Source organism: Marinagarivorans sp., assembly GCF_982758155.1.
On the sequence record NZ_CEXWTU010000003.1, the window covers coordinates 45504 to 65819 of the forward strand.

Sequence of the window (20316 nt, forward strand, 5' to 3'; positions counted from 1 at the left end):
CAGTGTCAGATATAGAACCAATTTCAGTTGAAGTGGCTTACGCTTTACCACACAAACAAAAACTTATCGAACTTTTAGTCAAGCCCGGAACGACGGCTTTACAGGCCGCAGAACAATCAGGCATTGCTGCTTTTTTCCCTGAACTCAACTTAATGGAAGCTTCAATGGGGATTTTTGGTCAGACTTTAGGGGTTAAGGGATTGTCTCCGCCGGAAAGTTATGAATTACATGCGGGTGAGCGCGTAGAAATATACCGAGGATTAATTTCTGATCCTAAAGAGGTTCGTAAGCGCGTCGCTGCACGACAAAAAGCCGAGCAAGACGCAGCCAAAGCACAGCAGCCTGATGAGTCCGAAAATTAATTAATCGTATTTAGTAGCAATATAAATGCAGTAAGCCAGCCTAGGGCTGCAAGCGTTTGCCAAAAGCGTAATGGATTACGCTGTAATAAAGGTTGGGTTTCAGGGTTTTGCCAAATGGGGTTAGGGCGCTTTAAGTCTTGTATGAATTCAGAAAAGGAGGAGTAGCGTTGCTCTGGATGTATTTGCAGGGCTTTTGCCATTGCTTTATCTAGCCAAAAAGGAACCAGAGGGTTGAACGCGGTTGCGGATCGGTACTTTAACTTCTGGAATGATTTTAGGTTCATTGCCTTTCCATAAGCCTCTCCGTAAGGCCTTTTTCCTGTCAGCATCTCGTAAAGTAGCACTGCTACGCTAAATTGATCTGAGCGATTACTGGCTCTTCCCCCATAACGATACTCCGGCGCAGAGTAGTCGAGAGTGCCTAAAATAAAGTCGCGCTCGAAGGAGGTGCTCATCTCACTCACACCGGCAACCCAACTCGAGCCAAAATCGATAATCACGGGGCCTTTCGCTGTAACAATAATGTTGTCGGGTTTAATGTCCTGGTGAAGCGTGTCTTTGCGGTGAAAAGCTCGAACGCCTTTACAAATTTCCTCTGCCAGTTCAACGGCATCTGGGATGTTAATTGGCGCACGTTCTTTTATTAATTGTGAAAGTGTTGGCCCCTCTAAATGTTCCGTTAAATAATAGAGGCATGAGCGTTCTTGTGGGGGCTCAATAATACGTACAACATGTGAGTCTTGTACGCGAGTGCCTATCCAGCTCTCCATCACAAAGCGCTCTATGTAGGCAATGTCATCATTATAATTAATAGATGGCGTTTTCATTATCGCGCCGCGTCCGTCCTCTGTTTCAACGCGATAAACTTGACTCCTCTCGGACTCTTGTAAAATTTCTTTAACGGTTAGGCCGTCTATCGTGTTTCCTATATTTAGAAGGGGGGGGAACGGAAGTTGGGACAATACTGCGACGGCATCACTTTGTGAAGCAGCGCCCACGCTTTCGACTCGGCATATTTGTATGCTTAAGTTATCTTGGCTGTCGTTATCAAGTGCCTGTTGTGATAGCCGTTGACAGGCGCTATCTAGGTCGTCGCTGTAAGCGTTGAGTAGGCCCTCTAATTGTTTGTGTGAAATGCTGTCGTGGATGCCATCGGTGGTGAGAATAAAAGTATCACCAACTTCGACTTCAACTTTTTGAATATCTATTTCTAAGACTGAATCAGCCCCAAGTGCCCGACTTAAATAAGTTGTTTTTTTATCAATACGCTGTGCATGGTCTCGAGTTAATTGCTGCAGCTGTGTATTTCTTATTCGATAAATTCGACTGTCACCAACATGAAAGCAAAAAGCTTTGTCTCCTTTAAGGATCACGGCTGAAAAGGTGGTGAGTAAGCCTTCTTGCCTTGGGCTATTTAACCCTAAGCCCCAAAGGTACCGATTCAATGAATGGATAACTCGTGTGGCGCTTTGTTCAGTTCGCCAGGTGTCGGGTGTTGCGTAATAGTCGCTTAAAAATCCAGTGATTGCGCTTTGGCTGGCTTGCCTGGCGGCTTGTGATGAGCTGACGCCGTCCGCAATGGCTATGGCAATACCCTTGCTCGCAAGCACGTTACCTTCAGGTATACGAGCGCCAATAGTATCTTGATTTTCAGGTTTTAAACCGGATTGTGATTGTTGTGCAAAGTTGATGCGAAGAGATGATTGTAAGTGGTCCATAGTGTTCTTCTTGTAATATTTAAAGGGGGCTAAACGAGTAATAGGCCAATAGCGCCACTAGCAAGCACGTAAAGTAACATTGGGAGCAGTGTGTAACGTATTATTTGGCCTTCTGAGCCCGAAATTTTCACCACTGACGCTGCGGCAACAACATTGGACACGCATATCATATTCCCGGCGTTCGCCCCAAGTAGCTGCAGCGCTAACAAGGTGGTGGCCGAAAGGTTGAGCTGTTCTGCAACGGCGAGTTGTAAGTTAGAAAACATCATGTTGGAAAATGTTGCCGACCCAGCAACAAAAGAACCTAATGCACCGACAAAAGGGGCGAAAATAGGCCAGGCGTTACTAAATTGCATGGCTGCCTGCTCAGCAAGTACAAGGGGCATTGCATCTAAGTTTATGCCATTAACATCGGAGTGAATAAACATGCGCACCATGGGTACCGAAGCAGATAGCGCGATAACGGTAGGGAGAAGCGTTTTAAGTGCACTTGCCCAGGGTGTTTGAATCTCGACATTTTTTTGCTGATTTTTTGATGGGTGTCCAGTGAGGCTTGATATTAATTGCGTCGTTATCGCAACGGCAACAAATATCATGGCTGGTGAGTAAAGCGGTTCAAAACTCGCTTGTATATTTGAGCCAAAGAGTGGACCTGTATTGAACCTGACATCCTTTAGTAAGCTTTTGATCGGTAGGGCATCTAGCCGAGTAATTATTAATAAGCATGCTACGCCAATATAGGGCAGCCAGGCTAATCCTAAGTGAGTACGTGATAGGTTTTTTGTCGGCACTACAGCGGCATCATTCTCAAAGCGCCATATTATTTTTGGCATTAGCCAATTATTTTTGATCGCTAATATCGCGACGCATAATCCTGTTAATCCTCCAATAATCGAGGGGAATTCGGGGCCTAGTAGTTTGCAGACAGCCCAAGCGGTGACTGTAAATGTAGCCCCGCAAAATAGGGCAAATGGCCAAATACTTAAGCCTTCAAACCACGATTTATTTTCACCCCAGTATCGAGTAAGTATTGCCGATATTGCAAGGGGGATAAACGAGGCAATGGCAATATCAAGTAGCGCTGCTCGGTTTGATATTACGCGAATAGTTTCGCTAGATAGGGTTGGGGCGCCTTCTGTTAAGCCTATAAGTATTGGGGTTCCTACTGCCCCAAAAGTCACTGGCGCAGAATCGCCAATTAGTGCTGACACTACAGCGGCTATGGGTGGAAAGCCTAATGAGCATAATAGAGGGGCCGCTATAGCTGCAGGCGAGCCAAATCCAGATGCACCCTCTAGGAAAGCGCCAAACAGCCATGCAATAACAATAGCTTGAACGCGTCGATCGGGACTTAATTGCGTGAAGCCCTGCTGAATAATTTCAATAGCGCCTGTTTTCTTCAGTACGTTTAATAGTGCAATGGCACCAAAGACTATCCAGAGTATGCTGAAGGCAATGACCAAGCCTTCAGTGATAGCGGCAGATAGTTGTAGCAGTGGAATATCCCATACCCAGAAGCAACCCATGAACGTTAGCGCTAAACTAATTGGCATTGCTTTGGTTGCTGGGAGTCGTAATAAGACTAACAGCGTAAAGACCGAAAGAATCGGAACGGCGGCAGAAAGCAGGTACATTGTTTACCAGGAGTTGTGAGGTGTTGCTATTTTGCTAGTTTTTTACTGTAATCGCAAAGGTCTGCATCCGGATAAAGAAAACGGCGCACTGTGGAAGTAACGCCGTTTTTATTACACTACTAAATTTGATGAAACCCGGCAGAGTATTAGGTCAGTTCAATTTTCTCTACAGTGCCGTCCTCATGAACTTCAGCCATATGGCCGTCTGGCTCTTCTAGGAATTGGACTACACCAAAAATAATCAGGGCACAGGCGCCTATAATCATGAAGAACGTAGATGCATCGACAAAGCTGTAAATCGTTAAAAATGTAACTGCGCCGACATTTCCGTAAGCGCCGGCCATACCTGCTATTTGACCCGTCATGCGGCGTTTTACAAGCGGTACGATAGCAAAAACAGCGCCTTCACCAGCCTGTACAAAAAAGGAGCAGCACATTACTGCAATTATAACTAGGGGAATGGGCCATGAACCGGTTACTTGAGAAAGAACAAAATACCCAACCGCTAAACCAATAATGAAAATGCTCATTGATTTACGGCGTCCAAATTTATCGCTTAAATAGCCGCCGCCAGGGCGAGCAATTAAGTTCATAAAAGCAAATGCAGCGCCAAGTGCAGCAGCAACAGCAATGGACATGCCTTCAAAGGTTTCCATGAAGAATGCAGGCAGCATCGAAACAACAGCCAGTTCGGAACCGAAAGTCACAAAGTAAGCCAAATCTAGAATGGCGACCTGCTTAAATTTATAGCGTTGGTGCGGTGCTACTTTGCCGGTTTGAAGCATTTCTTTGTTAACTTTATATATCTGTGAAAACTGAAAAACAAATAGCGCAACCAATACGGCATAAAGTATGTATGTAGTATTTTGTGCTAATAACCCAACCCCTGATGGAGATAGCTTCCAGGCTAATACCGCAAGGATGACGTACATGGGGATGTTCATAGCCAAGTAAAAGTAAAAGTCTTTTCGGTTGCTGACTTCTAATCCGCCTGATTTTTTTGGTTTAAAGTAGGTTGAGCCTTTGGGGGTATTTCGTGCGCGCCAGTAAAAAACAAACGAGTAAATCATAGCGACAACACCAGTTGAACCTATGGCGTATCTCCAGCCGTCTTCACCGCCATAAACGGCAATGGCAATTGTTGGTAGCGTAAATGCTGCCGCAGCAGAGCCAAAGTTTCCCCAGCCTCCATAAACGCCTTCAGCCAAACCGACTTGGCGAGCTGGAAACCATTCTCCGACAAGGCGGATGCCAATAACAAAGCCAGCACCTACAAAGCCTAGCAGGAAGCGCGTTAATGCCAGTTGCTCATAAGTTTGGGCGCAAGCAAATGCGATACACATAATGCCAGAGCTGAATAAAAGTATGCTGTAGACAATTCGAGGGCCGAATTTGTCCACTAATATGCCGACAACAATTCGTGCTGGAATCGTGAGTGCAACATTCAAAATTAAAAGAGCTTTCCATTGCGCGCCGGTTAAATTAAAAGCTTCCATAATCAGAGGCTTTAATGGAGCGTGGCTAAACCACACCATAAACGTTAGGAAAAATGCAAACCACGAGAGGTGTAGTAGGCGAACATTCGCCTTGCTAACGTCAAGAAGATTTAAGTTTGATGAGCTCATAAAATGCCTGTGTTTGTATTGATGTAGAGTGATGTATTGCCGGCAGTAACAAGCCGTTCATCGCTACATCTGACAAAGCATTAAATGTGCCAAAAATAGAGTTTCCCGCCTTATCTCCACTACTTAAAACAAAAAATAGCATCTGGCGTATTATTTGAGGGCGCTTTTTGGGTTCTAAGGTGTGTTTGCGGGCTAATATCTATTTTTATGAGCTTTCGTGGAAAATATTTTGCCCCAAATTGGAATCTTTTTTTATTTTTTGGGTGCAGAAATTAAAATCGTAGCGTCATTAGGTTGCACTATTTTAGTGAAGGCTTGATTGTGCTGAGGTCAACTTGCAGTCTTAATGAGTGTAAAGGATAGAGCGGGGGCGTATTTTATACGCCAAGTGCGCGGAGAATTCGGTTAAAGCCTGTAGGGGGGCGACTAACAATAAGAACGGAGACATTATCACGTCCGCCATTATCTAGCGCGGCTTGCACTAAAGATTCAACGGCAGATGGGATTTCAGTGTGTGCACTTAAAATGTCGCAAATGGCTTGATCTCCGACGGCGTCTGTCAAGCCATCGCTGCACAGAAGGAGCCAGTCACCCTTGCGCCATTCCCTGTCAACGGTTTCAACATTAACACTGGCGAGCTCTAGTGAGCCTAAGCATTGCGTGATTACGTTGCGTTCGGGGTGAGTATTTAGTTCTTTTGCTGTAATCGCGCCAGCCTGATAAAGCATCTGGACGTAAGAATGGTCAGTCGTGAGCTGTTCCAGTTGACGACCAAGTTGGCTGTGTGTCCATAGGTAAGCGCGACTATCGCCAACCCAGGCAACTTGATATTGTGTTCCGCTGGATTGTACTGCAACGATGGTGGAGCCCATGCCGCGGTACTGAGGTTGTTCAGTGGCCTCATCTAGCACAGCTTTGTGGGCGCGCTGAATGGCCTCACTTAAGCTTGCGCCAGCTTCTATGGACTCTTCGATCGTATTATTGGCGACGGCACTGGCAACTTCACCGGAAGCGTGACCTCCCATACCATCTGCCACAGCCCAAAGTTTAAGCGAAGGGCTTGCAAGTAGGGCGTCCTCATTATTATTTCGGACTAAACCAACATCGGTTTTGGCATTGTAATAGGGTAGCGGCATGCGTTGAGGTTGCGACAGAGAAGCGCTTAAGTCCAGTTGTTATCTTATTAGACGGAGCCTAAACCAAAAAAGTGGACTTGTCAGTCGAAAAATAAAAGAATGTGATCTTGCTGGTGGTATTTACAGGTGTTTGGTATAAAGTCGACTACACAGCAAAAAGACTGGGTTAGGAAATAATAAGATTATGCTTCAGTTGCGTTTTACGAATTCAGCAAAGCCAGCCATGTGGCTGGTCGCACCGAAATATAGCTTTGGTGCCCAACATGATTGCGATTGTGTGCTTGCCCAGGCGGGGGTTGTTCCTCATCATGCCGATATTATTGTTGAAGGCGAGGCGGTCTCTTTGGTTCGCATTGACAGCAGCGCTGTCATTCAGGTTAACGGTCATACTGTGGCCGCAAGCCAAATTTTGAAACCCGGAGACTCAATTCTTATGGGGGACGCAGAGCTAGCAATTGCTGATCCCAAAAAAGAAGGTCCCAAAAAGGGCTTTTCAGATAAGACGAACCTGCGCGTAGCTTTGAATTTAAAAAGTACGCCCGAAGGGCAGAGTGAAGCGCTTTGGCACCTACGGCCTCTCAATACCACGCTAGCCAATAGCGAAGGCTTTGATCTGTTTGGGGCTATGTTATTGGGTCGTTCAAAAGAGTGCGATATTTGTATTCCCGCTTCGCACTTATCTCGCAAGCATGCCAAGTTTATTGTGTCAGACGCTGGAGGCTTGACCGTAGAAGATTTAGGCTCTTCAAATGGTACTTTTATCAATGGCGCTAGAATAGAGCGGATATCATTGCATCATGGCGATGAGGTGAGCTTCGATACGTTGCGTTTTCGCGTAGAGGCTGCAAGCAATGTTGAAGATGTAACAACACTGAGGGCTGCGCTGGATGAAACCCAGATCCGGCAAGCCGTAACTCCTCAGCATATTGAGCGACAAAAAAAATCGGGCGCCAATCGCAAGTCTCCCCCTGTGCGACCTAGGCTGAGCAACGCCCGCTCTAGCTCTCATGATGATTCTTCGATCGGCGATACAGTTAAACTATTACTGGGTGCGGGCACCGTGATTGGCGTTGTCGCATGGCTAGCGTGGTTTTTATTGACATAAAGTATTATTTGGTCTGTAAATCCTTTGGTGTATAGCCACTAATTATTAAAATTTATTGAATGACGGCCGTTAACTAGGCATAACCTGCTTTAGGAGGCCGTCATGAATATCACACCAAATCATCAATCCTTAGTTTCTCGCCAACTTGGCGTTAATGTTTCTAACTCCCCAAAGAGCAAGGATGATGATGCGGCTGCAGCGAAGCCTGCGCAATCAACGGATGTCCAGCATTCCTCTATTCGTGTATCGCTTAGCCAAGCTTCAATTGAGGCTTCTCGCGTTAGCGAAACAAATGCGATATCACCTACTCAAACTGAAAAGCCCGCAAACAATCCTTTCGCCAACAATATACTCAATGCTATTAATGGCCAGCTTGCTGTGGATGTCGCTGATGGTGCCAATCAAGAGGAATTGCAGTCTCGTTTAGAGGCTGGCTTAAGCGGTTTTTTGAGCGGTTTCAATGAGGCATTTGAGCAACTGTCTGCATTATCAGAGTTTTCGGGTGATATTCGGGCCGATGTCCTTGATACAAAAAGTCAAGTGCTTGCAGGCTTGGCCGAGAGTGCCGAGCAGCTCGGCTTAGACCCCAGCGCCATAGTCCAAGCACAAAAAGAACTCGATACGCAGCTATCAGAACAGGGAGCCCGCCCGGAACAACCCGAAACGCAGGTGTTGAGTACCGGTGGAGCGCAACTCGAGTCATTTAATGCCTTTAGCGCGAGTCAAAATACTTTCACGTTTGAGCTAGAAACGGCTGATGGGGATAAAATTCAAATTCTAGTGGATTCCCTCAAGGCAGCTCAGCTTCAAGTGGACGATAAGGACGCATCGGGTCAAATAGCACAGAAAAATCAATTTGAATTTACCGTGGAAGGCGAGCTAGACAGTGACGAGCTAAAAGCTATTAATGATTTATTGAATCAAGTGAATGCTGTAAGTGAAAGCTTTTTTGGCGGTAATGTTGAGCAGGCTTTTGATCAGGCTTTAAATATGGGATTCAATAGTGAAGAGATTCAAAGCTTTTCTCTAAAGCTAACGCAAACAAGCTTTACCCAAGTGCAAAGTACATACGGAGCGGATACCGCTTATAGGCCCGAGGGCGAGCAAGGCCCTGCAGAACCCAGCAAGAATCTAGTGCATGTGGGTCATTTTTTGCAAGAGCTTGAAAAGGCGAATTTATTGGCAGAACAAATGGGGCAGCAGCTAAGTTTAGTGACTGAACTTGCCGATCAAATAAGTAATGCAAAGGGTACTGGTCAGGCAAGCATTTCAGATTTTGTTAATCGCTTAGGGGCTTAGTTTAAGGTCTAGTTTAGGGCATGCTTTAGGTAATAGTTTAGAGAATAATCTTTTGCTAGGAGTGGTCAATAAAAGAAAGCCCTGCTATAGGGCATCTTTTATTGCGCACTATGAATTGTGTTTACACGGTAGCGCCAATACGCCACGGGTTAAATTCGTTAATGCCGTAGCCTAGATTTTCGCTTTTAGGTGCCTTGCCTGAAGCTACGGCAAGTATTTCATTAAAGATATGAAGTCCGCATTCGGCTACGCTTTGTTGGCCGCTAATAATCTCGCCGCAATTGATGTCGATATCCTCACCCATTTGTTCATACAGCGCATTATTGCTTCCGAGTTTGATGCACGGTACAGGCTTAAACCCAAAGGCCGAGCCACGCCCAGTGGTGAAGCAAATTATATTGGCGCCTGATGCAACTTGGCCTGTGACAGAGACTGGATCAAAGCCAGGGCTATCCATAAAAACCAAGCCTTTGGCTACGGCAGGTTCGCCATATAAATACACGGCTTGCAGTGCCGTTGTACCGCTTTTAGATTGTGCCCCCAGAGACTTTTCGGCGATAGTGGTTAGGCCGCCTAATTTGTTTCCCGGGGAGGGGTTGTTGTTTAGCTCAAAGCCGTTACTTTGTGTGTAGTCTTCCCACCATTTAATTCTATCCAGAACATCATTAGCTACGGCAGGCGAAACAGCGCGTTGTGTTAACAGGTGCTCTGCGCCATAAATTTCGGGGGTTTCTGAATAAATTACGGTGGCGCCCTGGGCTACTAGTAAATCGGCAGCGGCGCCCAGCGCTGGATTAGCCGTTACGCCAGAAAATGCATCGGAACCGCCGCACTGCAAAGCTACCGTTAAATGGTGTGCTGGTACTGGGGTTCGGGTATCGGTATTCGCCTCTGCCAGCAGGGACTTTACGATATCGGTGCCAGTTTCAATACTGCGACGGGTGCCGCCGGCATCTTGAATATTGAGTGTTTGGCAGCGTGCGCTTTGGTGTAATCCATTCTCATCCACTAAGCGTTGAATTTGCATGGCTTCGCAGCCAAGCCCGATAATGATAATGCCACCGAAATTTGGGTGTTTCGAATAACCAGTAAGCACACGCTCTAAAAGTTCGTAGCCTTCACCGCTCGATTTCATTCCACAGCCACCTTCATGAGTCAGCGCTACAACACCATCAACATTCGGGTAATTGTCTAAAGCGCCAGGGTAGTTGAACGTTGCGGCAATTTGTGTAGCGACTGTTGCAGAGCAATTAACGGTTGTGATTATGCCGATAAAATTACGAGTGCCAATGCCCCCATTGCTGCGCTGGTAGCCCATAAAGCGTTCTTGCTCGTCCTCTTTTATTATTTCGGGCATTTTCACATTGCTGCAAAATGCGTAGTCTTTGGCGTGGTCGCTCATACTGCAATTGTGGTCATGAATGAGGTCGCCGGTCTGAATTAAAGCCGTTGAAATACCAATAGGTTGGCCGTACTTAATAACAGGCTGACCAATTTCGATGGTTGTAGTCGCCACCTTATGCATGATCTCAACATCACTTTTAATGGTGATGGTTTGGTCGTTCAGCTCTACAGCGGTGCCCGCCATAATTGACCGGAGGGCTACGGCAGCGTTGTCATTGCTGTGAAGTTGCAGCAGTGCGCGTTGCTCATTTTGTTTAAACTGGGTCATCTGTTTACTCATGCCCTTCGGTGGCTTGTCCGTTAATTTTTTAAAATTGCTCGCTAAAGGAGTTTAATCTACCATCTTATTGGTAAGGCCGCAATTTCACTTTTGGTAATATTGATAAATTCTATTGGCTTGTCCTTTTACTCTGGTTGTGGCTATATGTGATGAATGAGTGTTTACTGAGTGTTTTACGGCTAGCTCCTAAAGACAAAGTCGGTAAAATGGACTGAAAATCGAGCGCCTCACGGGAATGCTGTTGTTTAAATAGCATTACTGCGAAATATAAAGTTAAGGGTGTAGCAAGTAATGAATTACATAAGTAAAGATGGTGATAACGGCCTTTCTGGTGGGGGCGCCGTGCAGTCGGTTTTGGAGGATGTTGCTTCTGGCCGGCTGTACCAAAAAGTGGCTCATGAATTGGCTGAGCGAATTTCTCAAGGCGACTACCCTATAGGCACAAGGCTGCCAGCTGAGCGTAAACTGGCTGAGCGTTTTAATGTCAGTCGCCCGACTATTCGAGAGGCTATCATTGCATTAGAGCTTGTAGGCTGTGTTGAGGTGAAGAGTGGCTCGGGTGTTTATGTAACATCTTCAGGCAGCTCAGAAGCCTTAGCAGGCGCCGTATTAGATGTAGGCGCTTTCGAGATCCTGGAGGCGAGATTGGTTTTCGAGAGCGAAATTGCCGCCGTTGCTGCGAAAGCTATTACCGATGAAGAGCTCGAAGATCTAAAAGTGGCGCTGCATTCTATGGAACTTGAGAATACGCAGGAAGAAGTCTCTGAAAACGCAGATGAAATATTTCATCACATTATTGCCAAGGGGACCCACAACGAAGCCATGATATCGGTGTGTAAGCATCTTTGGGCAATGCGAAATCAATCGAACGTGTCCGCTTCTATTTTGGATAAGGTCCGGCAAGCCGGTTCAAGGCCTCGGATAGAAGAGCATCGCGTTATATTAGATGCCTTGGTTGCTAGAGATCCAGATGCTGCGCGCGCTGCCATGCGAGAGCATTTGTCTCGTGTCGCGGACCAACTACTTGAGTCCACTGAAGCGCAAGCGATTGAAGAAGCCAAAAAAAGCGTTAGCCGGGAGCGTGAACGCTTCGCAATGGTTCGCTAGTACTCAATTGTCATATTCCTAGGCTGGCGCGTTCTGCGTCGGCTTCTAGCCTTTCATTTCTCATCTATGCTAGTTGTAACCACTATGCTGGTTTATAACCACTATACGTTCTTATGAATTCATGGGCGGTATAGACCTCTGCGCGACTCGGTCACCAAATTAGCATTATATTTTTGTATTGGTAAGTCCAATTTGGTAATGTGGTTGCCCGTGAAGTAATTAGATAGGAATGCGTGTGGCTTCTCATATTAAGCGTCGAACTTTTATTGTCACTGCTGCAGGGCTGGGTGTTCAGGCTTGCACGACGACTCCTGTTAGCCTTCAGCCATTATCGGCTGAGCAGCAAGCTTGGGACTATTGCTCCAGCTGGCTAGCGCGCCTCAACGAACCGCAGTTTAAAAACCAAGATTTTAATATTCTTGATTATGGTGCCATTAGCGGTGCCGATGCATCAGCTCCACTAATGCAAGCGATTGAAGCTTGTCATAATTCTGGGGGCGGGCGAGTGGTTGTTCCCAATGGTCAATTTTTCTCGGGGGCTATCCACCTCAAATCCAACGTGAATCTGCACTTGAGTGATGGCGCAGTGTTGCGTTTTTATTCTGACCCTGAGCATTACTTGCCGGCCGTTAAAACGCGTTGGGAAGGGATGGGGCTGATGGGGTATTCACCATTAATCTACGCTTATCAGCAAACGAATGTTGCCGTTACTGGTAGCGGTGTGCTCGATGGCGGCGCCGACCGTGAAAACTGGTGGCCCTGGAAAGGTGAAAAGGGTTGGCAGCGTGATGGCTATGGGGCGCAACAGTCAGCGCGTCAGCAGCTAATGCGCGATGTAGCGGATGGTGTTGATGTTGTAGAGCGAAACTATGCAGAAGGCCATTATTTAAGGCCTTCATTTATTCAGTTCTACGAATGCCAGAAGGTAAAGGTAGAGGATGTAACGCTTCGCAATGCTCCGTTTTGGTTGATTCATCCTGTGCTGTCACAACACATAACAGTCCGCGGTGTAACGCTTGAAAGCCTTGGACCTAACTCCGATGGCTGTAATCCGGAGTCGTGTCGTTATGTATTAATTGAACGCTGTGCGTTTAATACGGGTGATGATTGCATCGCGATAAAGTCCGGCCGAAACCGTGATGGTCGCGATACGGCTATCCCCTCTGAAGATATTTTAATCCGGCATTGCCGCATGAGCGCAGGGCATGGTGGTGTAGTGATTGGCAGCGAGATTTCCGGCGGAGCGCGGAATATATTTGTCGAGCACTGCCATATGGACAGTCCTGATTTGGATCGCGGCATACGCATTAAAACAAACTCTGTGCGTGGCGGCCTAATTGAAAAACTCTATGTTCGGCATGTGAAAATCGGTCGTGTTCGAGACGCAGTGGTTGTTAATTTTCATTACGAAGAAGGCGATGCCGGAGGCTTTCCGCCTGTTGTACGCGATATTTATTTAACGGATATCACGTGCGAAATGGCGAAAAATGCCTTTATCTTGCGCGGTTTTCCCAAAATTCCAATTGGTCGAATGGTGTTGCGTAACGTGCACTTTATTCAGGCTCAAAGTCTGGGAGTTTTTGAATTCGCAGATGACGTCTTGTTTGATGGTGTATCCATCAATGGAGAGGTGCACGCTCAGCCTCTGGAAACCACATTGTAATATTGGTAAGTCCAAAATATCTTGAATGGTAGTCCAAAAGGTGTGACTATGCGTTCACGGTCAAGCACACGACCAAAAATAAAAAAATAATATTTACGTTTGGGAGTCGTCAACATGAATGCTATCAAAATCAAACCTATTTTCCTGGCTGTGGTATTAACCAATCAAGCCTGGGCCGCCGAAAATATTGAATCCAAAAATGAAGCTGTAAATATTGTAGAAGAAGTTGTTGTTACGGGTTTTCGCGGTTCACTAGAAAATTCACTCAATGCTAAGCGTGACTCTGCAGGTGCAGTGGATGCCGTTTTCGCCGAAGATATTGCCGATTTTCCTGACTCTAACCTTGCTGAGTCTCTCCAGCGTATTCCCGGTATCTCCATTACTCGTGAGGCAGGAGAAGGCCGGCAAATATCGGTGCGAGGGCTTGGTCCTGATTTCACACGGATTCGAATTAATGGGATGGAAGCAATTGCGACTACTGGGGGAACGGATGCCGCTGGCAGTACTAACCGTGGTCGAGGTTTCGATTTTAATATGTTTGCTGCGGAATTGTTTAACAGTTTAGTTGTACGTAAAACAGCTTCTGCAGATCTTGATGAAGGATCATTAGGTGCTGTCGTTGACTTGAATACAGCTAAGCCCCTTGACTTGGCTAATGATTTTAATGTTGCAGCTAGCGCAAAAGCAGCATACAACGACCTTTCTGGTGAAGTTAGCCCCCGATTTACAGGGTTAATTGGTGGTAAAAATAGCGATAACACTTTCGGCTATGCCTTGTCATTAGCGATTTCTGAGCGGGATACCCTTGAGACGGGTACCAGTACTGTTCGTTGGCGAGATGAAAAAGATTTTGGTTCATGCTCAGGCTGTGCTGATCAAGGTGCTTTTGATCTAGTCAATGACGCACATTACCCCCGCATTCCTAGGATTGATAAGTTTACGCACACCCAAGAGCGTATTGGCTTAACTGGCTCATTACAGTTTGCCCCCAACGACGATACTTCGTTTAGTCTTGATTATTTAAAATCAAATACCGAGTCAACTCGGCAGGAAGAGTTCCTTGAGCTGGGGATTAAAGAATCCATAAATGCTCCAAATGCAGATGTTACGGATTATAACTTGACCACTATTAATCTTAACGGTGAAAGCGTTCGACATGTGTTGACCAGCATGACGTTAGATAACGTGCGGCCACGTATCGAAAATCGTCTTGACGAAATGGAGACCGACTTTAGCCAACTTAGTTTGAGTGCGTCACATTCATTGACCGACCAACTTCGCATCAACGCCCTTATGGGGACTTCAAAATCGAAATATGAGAACCCGATACAGACGACTATCATTCTTGATGCAAAAGCTCAGGGCGTTGATTCAGATGGAAATGACACCTACATCAATGATTACTCTTATGATTATGGCCATATTGCTGGTCGAGTCCCGACTATAGATTATGGCACGCTGGATGTTTCTGACCCTAGTCATTGGCAATTTACACAAATTCGCCAACGTCCAAACGTCGTAGAGAATTCTTTCGACACATTGAATCTTGATTTGGAATATGACATTAACGATTCAATTAGTGTTAAGGGCGGCTTGTCAATGAAAGAGTATACTTTCAAGGCGGACGAACAGCGCTTAGATAAAAATAATGTTGCTGACGCAATTGTTAATGGGGCAGCAATTGGTAGCGTCCTCGATGTAACTAATGAGATGGTTTATCTTACTACCGCGGACGGCGTCGAACTTGGTGCTGGTAGTGATCTAACTTGGGTATCACCCAATGTATATTCTAGTGCGGCGCTTGTTGATCTTTACAATCAACCTTTGAGCGACAAGAAACTCGTTCACCAAAAAGTTGTAGAAGATAATCTAGGATTTTATGTCCAGATGGGCTGGAATACGGATATTGCGGGTATGGCCTTCCGTGGCGACCTCGGTGTTCGTCGTGTTACAACTGATTTAACGAGTGAAGGTGTTGCTGATGTTCCAGATGGGGCGGGTGATTTTAAGCGAGAAAATATCGTAGTAGCGCGTAGTTACAGTAAAACCCTGCCTTCTATTAATATGGCTCTAGAGCCTACAGATGAAGTAGTGCTTCGCTTATCTGCTGCTAAAGCAATTACTCGCCCAACACTTGGCAGCCTGACCCCTGGCGGAACTGTTGATACTTTCAATGCTAAGGTAACCTACCAAAACCCGTATCTCGACCCATTTGAAGCAAATACATTTGATTTAGCGATCGAATATTATTTTGCTGAAGAGTCTCTTGTTTCCCTTGCATATTTCAGGAAGGATATAGCGAGCTTTATCAGTAATAGTACCCAATATATGCCTTATCAAGATACTGGCTTGCCTCATAGTTATCTTGATGGTACCAACTATGGTCCTACAGACATTTTCGAAGTTAAAAGGAAAGCCAATGGCGAAGGTGGGGATGCTAATGGTTTTGAAATCATTTATCAGCAGCATTTTGGAATGCTACCTGGCCTTCTTGCAAATACCGGTGTTCAAACGAACTTAACTTTCATTGATTCAGAAATGAATTATGGAACATCGGATGATCCAAATATTGCACCTATGAATAATCAATCAGAAAAAACGTATAGTTTGACTGGATATTACGAAGATGAAGTGTTTTCTACTCGTTTATCCATTGTTAGTCGTAATGATTATCTGACTAAAGCTCAGGGTGACGGCTACATAGACAGTCGGGGGGTAAAAGGTAGTACGCATGTTGATACGACATTTTCTTACCAAGTGACTGATCAGATTAAGGTTACTGTCGATGGCAATAATCTTACCAACGAATATTTCGATCGCTATAACGATAGCACTGACCTAACGTCTGTTTATCATAGAACGGGTCGTCAATACGCGCTTGGCATTAGTTATAAAATGTAATTCAAACTGCTTGTTTCACCTCCCTCTCTTTGGGGCGGGAGGTGTTTTCAGTTTCCGACTATCACTGTATCGAGCATGGTATGAATGAATGTAATAAATGGCTTTGTCTTATTATTATTGCGTGTATTAGTAGTGGTTGCGCAATGGGCTATGCGCCAAAAAACTATGTTGCAACGGTAACAATTGAAAACCCTTCAAATTTCTCACGCGAAAAAAGCCCGCTGTATTTTAACTACAATGAGCTAGGTGTTGTAGGGAACCCTATTTTAGTGGCTGTGCGCAATGGTGTTGCGCAGCCCACACAAGCCGTCGACGTTGATGCCGATGGCGCCGCAGATGGTATTGCAATTGCGCTCGATCTTAAAGCACATGAAACTGTTGAATTGTCTATTCAGGTAGCAAATCCATTAGAAAAAGACACGCTTAATTCAAAAAAACTCACGCAAGCTGAAATATCTCACAAGGTGGGCGGCCAATGGGTTACTCATACGCGTAAAGAAGGCTTCAAAGAATATATCGGCGGCGAGTTTAAAAATGTACAAACACTCACACCGCCAAAAGACTATACCGATCATTCAAATTGGATTCGCTACGAAGGCCCAGGCATTGAATCAGATAAAGTTGGCTACCGTATTTATCTCGACGGGCGTAACGGTTTCGATATTTTCGGTAAACGTTCTTCTGCACCGGTATTGCAAAAAGTTGGGCAAGACGGCTATGAAAGCTATCACCAACTGCAGGGTTGGGGTATGGATATCCTTAAAGTCGGTAGCTCTTTAGGTGCCGGCGGCTTTGGTTTTTGGGATGGTAATAGCGTTAAGCTACTCAATGATGTTGAACGCCATACTGCGACAATTACCAACAATGGGGCAATTTATTCTAGCTTTCGTATTGATTACAAGAATTGGACTATTAATAATAAAACGCTAGATGTGGCAGCAGATTTCAGCATGGTTGCGGGTAGTCGTTTAGTGCATAGCCAGTTAAAGCTATCACAAGAACTCCCGAATTTGGCGGTAGGCCTTGTAAAGCATAAAAACACCGAGTTTATTCAAGGTACTCGCGATATTGCTGGCGATAGCTACAGTTATGTTGCTAGCTGGGGCAAGCAAAGTTTAAATCAAGACCACTTAGGTATGGCGGTTATTTTTCGTAAGCGAGATTTTAGTGAAGTAGTTAGCGATAAAAATTCTTATGCCATCAAAATGAAAACGGCAGGCAATGTACTTGATTATTATTTTGTTGCCGCATGGGAAGGGGAGCATGATGCCGGCATTAATAATCGTGCGGATTTTGTTCAGTATCTTGAGCGTGAGGTTGAACAACTGACACAGGCCAACCGGGTATCTTTGAAAACGGAATTATCCCGCAATGAAAAACGCGGTGAATTAACTGCCGAAAAAGCACTTAATTGGAGCTACCGCTTAGCAGAATCGGAAATTATACGTAAAACCATGAGCTACCATGCCGATGGTTGGGATGTGAATCGAAGGCGTAAGCCGAAATTTGAATACGACATTATAGGTATGTTGCCGTGGTCGTATCACGAACTGGGAAAAGCGCTAAACAAGCCTGAGTACGACAATATATTGCATCATATTACCGGTAGCTTTATCAGTGAAACTGGCGAAATACAGCGCTATATATTAGAGAATTACAATATTGATGCTGTTGCTCCTGGCCGCGCAGTGTTATCACTTTACAAACTTACTGGCGAAGAAAAATATCGCAAGGCTGCAGATTTACTCCGCATGCAACTCGAGCACCATCCACGTACTACAGAAGGCGCTTTTTGGCATAAAAAGAAATATACATCGCAACTGTGGTTAGACGGCGTTTATATGGGCATGCCATTTTTAGCTGAATATTCGATGCTTTTCGAGAATGGAGACGCACTTCCCGAAGTCGTTAAAGAATTTGTATTGACCGAGAAATACTTACGCGACTCCAAAACTGGGCTGTATTACCACGCATGGGATGAACAAAAAGCACAGGTTTGGGCTGACCCTAAAACAGGCTTGTCGCCGCATTTTTGGTCGCGTGGTATGGGATGGTTTGCGATGGCGTTGGTTGATGTGCTCGATATTATTCCCGAATCAAAACCCGAATTGCGCGCACCGCTAATTCGTATCACACAAGACTTAGCCAAAGCGCTTTTAATAACACAAGATAGTGCTACGCACACATGGTGGCAAATAACAGATAAACCCAACGCGCCGGGTAATTACCGTGAATCTTCGGCTAGTGCGATGTTCACATACTTTTTAGCCAAAGCGGTTAACAATAACTATTTACCCCTCAGCTACGGTAAAGAAGCGATTAAAGCCTATAACGGATTGATCAATGAATTTGTGACCGTTAATGCTGATGGCACGATTAGTATGACCAATCAATGCCTTGTTGCTGGCTTAGGGTTTGGTCGTGATGGTAGCTATAACTATTATATGAGCGAGCTAATTTTTCAAGACGATCCTAAAGGCACGGTGCCTTTTATGATTGCAGGAATTGAAATCGCCAAATTATTACAACAGGATTAAAACATGACAAACATCATTGGCGAGCGCTATGCCGTTCATGTTGACGATTACAAGCATTACGATACCGATACGCTACGCAAACATTTTTTGATTGAGAAAGTGTTTGTGCCAGGTGAAATAAATTTTGTTTATACCCACTACGAGCGTGTAATGGTTGGCGGCGCAATGCCCATCGATAAACCGCTGGTTTTGGGTGCCGTAGACCAACAAAAGGCTGAACACTTTCTGGACAGACGTGAACTTGGGGCCATTAATATTGGTGGTAAAGCGATTGTTAGTATTGATGGCGAAGAGTATGAACTGCTAACACGTGAGGCCATTTATATTGGCCGTGGCGCCAAAGACGTAACTTTCGCTAGTGTTGACAGCAGTAACCCTGCAAAGCTCTACATGAATTCTGCGCCAGCACATCATTCCTACCCCCATAAGAAAGTCGGTATGGCTGATGCGAACGTTTTAGAGCTGGGCTCGCCAGAGACTTGCAATGAGCGCCGCATTAATCAGCTGATTGTTGGCGGCGTGGTTGATACCTGCCAATTGCAAATGGGCATGACGGAATTCAAAGCCGGCAGCGTTTGGAATACGATGCCCATGCATACCCATAGTCGTCGTATGGAGGCCTATTTCTATTTTGACCTTCCGCAAGATAGCGCCGTATGCCATTTCATGGGTCCAGCTAAAGAGACGCGCCATCTTTGGGTGAATAACGAACAAGCGGTTGTTTCGCCTCCGTGGTCAATGCACTCGGGCGTGGGCACGGCAAGTTACACCTTTATCTGGGGAATGGCGGGTGAAAATCTCGACTATAACGATATGGATTTCCATCAGCCATCGACGTTGAAATAGTATAAGCGCGTAGCCATTGAACGATTTATTTTCATTAATAGAGGTAATCATTATGAGCCATTCACTTTTTGATCTCACTGGTAAGGTTGCCCTCGTTACTGGTGCAACACATGGCTTAGGTATGGCCATGGCAAAAGGCTTGGCCGGTGCTGGTGCTACGCTTGTGATTAATGGTGTTTCATCACAAGAAAAAATCGACAACGCTTTAGCTGAATATAAGGCTGAAGGGTTTACGGCTTACGGCTACAAGTTTGATGTTACTGATGAAGCGCAAGCGAATGCTGCCGTTGAGCGAATAGAGCAGGAGGTTGGCCCCATTGATATACTTGTTAATAATGCGGGTATTATCCGTCGTGTGCCGCTACTTGAGATGCCGCTTAGTGAGTGGGAGAAAGTCATTAAAACAGACCTGACGGGTGTTTTCGTTATGACTAAAGCCGTCGTCAAAAATATGGTTAAACGCGATGGCGGTAAGGTCATCAATATTTGCTCTATGATGAGTGAATTAGGTCGTGATTCTGTTGGCGCTTATGCGGCGGCAAAGGGCGGTTTAAAAATGTTAACGCGTAATATGGCAACGGAATGGGCGCGTTTTAATGTGCAGGTCAACGGTATTGGCCCTGGTTATTTTGCAACTAGGCAAACAGCCCCAATTCGTGTCGATGGTAACCCGCTTAATGAATTTATTAAACAGCGTAC

The 20316-nt window shown here is 45.4% G+C and carries 14 protein-coding genes; 9 read left to right on the plus strand and 5 right to left on the minus strand.

All coding sequences use genetic code 11. The annotated features are described in order from the left end of the window. Nucleotides 1–2: 2 nt before the first annotated feature. Nucleotides 3–362, plus strand: a complete 360-nt coding sequence (locus AC3A8L_RS00855) for an RnfH family protein (protein ID WP_487960316.1) — start codon at nucleotides 3–5, stop codon at nucleotides 360–362. On the opposite strand, the gene AC3A8L_RS00860 is transcribed toward AC3A8L_RS00855, so the two are convergent. The 4 genes from AC3A8L_RS00860 to AC3A8L_RS00875 form a co-directional block, all read right to left on the minus strand. Next, the gene (locus AC3A8L_RS00860) at nucleotides 359–2080 is read right to left on the minus strand and encodes a bifunctional protein-serine/threonine kinase/phosphatase (RefSeq protein WP_487960317.1); all 1722 of its coding nucleotides are present in this window, start codon (nucleotides 2078–2080) and stop codon (nucleotides 359–361) included. The two genes, AC3A8L_RS00855 and AC3A8L_RS00860, sit on opposite strands and share 4 nt — an antisense overlap. 29 nt (nucleotides 2081–2109) lie before the next feature. Continuing rightward, complete coding sequence (locus tag AC3A8L_RS00865) at nucleotides 2110–3714, minus strand: L-lactate permease (protein ID WP_487960318.1); 1605 nt, start codon at nucleotides 3712–3714, stop codon at nucleotides 2110–2112. A gap of 146 nt (nucleotides 3715–3860) precedes the next feature. Next, nucleotides 3861–5339 (minus strand): NarK family nitrate/nitrite MFS transporter, encoded by a 1479-nt coding sequence (locus AC3A8L_RS00870; RefSeq protein ID WP_487960319.1) that lies wholly within the window; start codon nucleotides 5337–5339, stop codon nucleotides 3861–3863. 377 nt (nucleotides 5340–5716) lie between these two features. Next, on the minus strand, nucleotides 5717–6475 hold the full coding sequence (locus AC3A8L_RS00875) for a Stp1/IreP family PP2C-type Ser/Thr phosphatase (protein WP_487960320.1): 759 nt from the start codon (nucleotides 6473–6475) through the stop codon (nucleotides 5717–5719). A gap of 184 nt (nucleotides 6476–6659) precedes the next feature. Between AC3A8L_RS00875 and AC3A8L_RS00880 the strand changes: the two genes are divergently transcribed. After that, on the plus strand, nucleotides 6660–7580 hold the full coding sequence (locus AC3A8L_RS00880; RefSeq protein WP_487960321.1) for an FHA domain-containing protein: 921 nt from the start codon (nucleotides 6660–6662) through the stop codon (nucleotides 7578–7580). Between the two features lie 102 nt (nucleotides 7581–7682). Continuing rightward, nucleotides 7683–8879, plus strand: coding sequence for a DUF5610 domain-containing protein (locus tag AC3A8L_RS00885; protein ID WP_487960322.1), 1197 nt, complete (start codon nucleotides 7683–7685; stop codon nucleotides 8877–8879). A gap of 121 nt (nucleotides 8880–9000) precedes the next feature. Here AC3A8L_RS00885 and AC3A8L_RS00890 read toward each other — a convergent pair whose 3' ends face one another. Beyond that, nucleotides 9001–10551, minus strand: a complete 1551-nt coding sequence (locus AC3A8L_RS00890) for a UxaA family hydrolase (protein ID WP_487960323.1) — start codon at nucleotides 10549–10551, stop codon at nucleotides 9001–9003. A gap of 303 nt (nucleotides 10552–10854) precedes the next feature. On the opposite strand from AC3A8L_RS00890, the gene AC3A8L_RS00895 reads away from it, so the two are divergent. From AC3A8L_RS00895 to AC3A8L_RS00920, 6 genes are all read left to right on the plus strand, one after another. Then, a complete protein-coding gene (locus AC3A8L_RS00895; protein WP_487960324.1) occupies nucleotides 10855–11670 on the plus strand; it encodes a FadR/GntR family transcriptional regulator in 816 nt (271 codons plus the stop codon). 235 nt (nucleotides 11671–11905) lie between these two features. Then, nucleotides 11906–13333 (plus strand): glycoside hydrolase family 28 protein, encoded by a 1428-nt coding sequence (locus tag AC3A8L_RS00900; RefSeq protein WP_487960325.1) that lies wholly within the window; start codon nucleotides 11906–11908, stop codon nucleotides 13331–13333. Nucleotides 13334–13447: 114 nt separating this feature from the next. Continuing rightward, a complete protein-coding gene (locus tag AC3A8L_RS00905) occupies nucleotides 13448–16234 on the plus strand; it encodes a TonB-dependent receptor (RefSeq protein ID WP_487960326.1) in 2787 nt (928 codons plus the stop codon). A gap of 80 nt (nucleotides 16235–16314) precedes the next feature. Continuing rightward, nucleotides 16315–18771: a DUF4861 family protein gene (locus AC3A8L_RS00910; RefSeq protein ID WP_487960327.1), complete on the plus strand. Its 2457-nt coding sequence runs from the start codon at nucleotides 16315–16317 to the stop codon at nucleotides 18769–18771. A gap of 3 nt (nucleotides 18772–18774) precedes the next feature. Next, nucleotides 18775–19617: a 5-dehydro-4-deoxy-D-glucuronate isomerase gene (gene kduI, locus AC3A8L_RS00915; protein WP_487960328.1), complete on the plus strand. Its 843-nt coding sequence runs from the start codon at nucleotides 18775–18777 to the stop codon at nucleotides 19615–19617. A 52-nt stretch (nucleotides 19618–19669) separates the two neighbouring features. Continuing rightward, nucleotides 19670–20316: SDR family NAD(P)-dependent oxidoreductase (locus AC3A8L_RS00920; protein ID WP_487960329.1), on the plus strand; the 647-nt coding region annotated here is incomplete at its 3' end.

Coding starts and splice junctions, on each gene's coding strand:
- AC3A8L_RS00870 (WP_487960319.1), bottom strand. CDS start 5,339: ATGAGCTCATCAAACTTAAATCTTCTTGACGTTAGCAAGGCGAATGTT.
- AC3A8L_RS00885 (WP_487960322.1), top strand. CDS start 7,683: ATGAATATCACACCAAATCATCAATCCTTAGTTTCTCGCCAACTTGGC.
- AC3A8L_RS00905 (WP_487960326.1), top strand. CDS start 13,448: ATGAATGCTATCAAAATCAAACCTATTTTCCTGGCTGTGGTATTAACC.
- AC3A8L_RS00860 (WP_487960317.1), bottom strand. CDS start 2,080: ATGGACCACTTACAATCATCTCTTCGCATCAACTTTGCACAACAATCA.
- AC3A8L_RS00890 (WP_487960323.1), bottom strand. CDS start 10,551: ATGACCCAGTTTAAACAAAATGAGCAACGCGCACTGCTGCAACTTCAC.
- AC3A8L_RS00880 (WP_487960321.1), top strand. CDS start 6,660: ATGCTTCAGTTGCGTTTTACGAATTCAGCAAAGCCAGCCATGTGGCTG.
- AC3A8L_RS00875 (WP_487960320.1), bottom strand. CDS start 6,475: ATGCCGCTACCCTATTACAATGCCAAAACCGATGTTGGTTTAGTCCGA.
- kduI (WP_487960328.1), top strand. CDS start 18,775: ATGACAAACATCATTGGCGAGCGCTATGCCGTTCATGTTGACGATTAC.
- AC3A8L_RS00865 (WP_487960318.1), bottom strand. CDS start 3,714: ATGTACCTGCTTTCTGCCGCCGTTCCGATTCTTTCGGTCTTTACGCTG.
- AC3A8L_RS00910 (WP_487960327.1), top strand. CDS start 16,315: ATGAATGAATGTAATAAATGGCTTTGTCTTATTATTATTGCGTGTATT.
- AC3A8L_RS00895 (WP_487960324.1), top strand. CDS start 10,855: ATGAATTACATAAGTAAAGATGGTGATAACGGCCTTTCTGGTGGGGGC.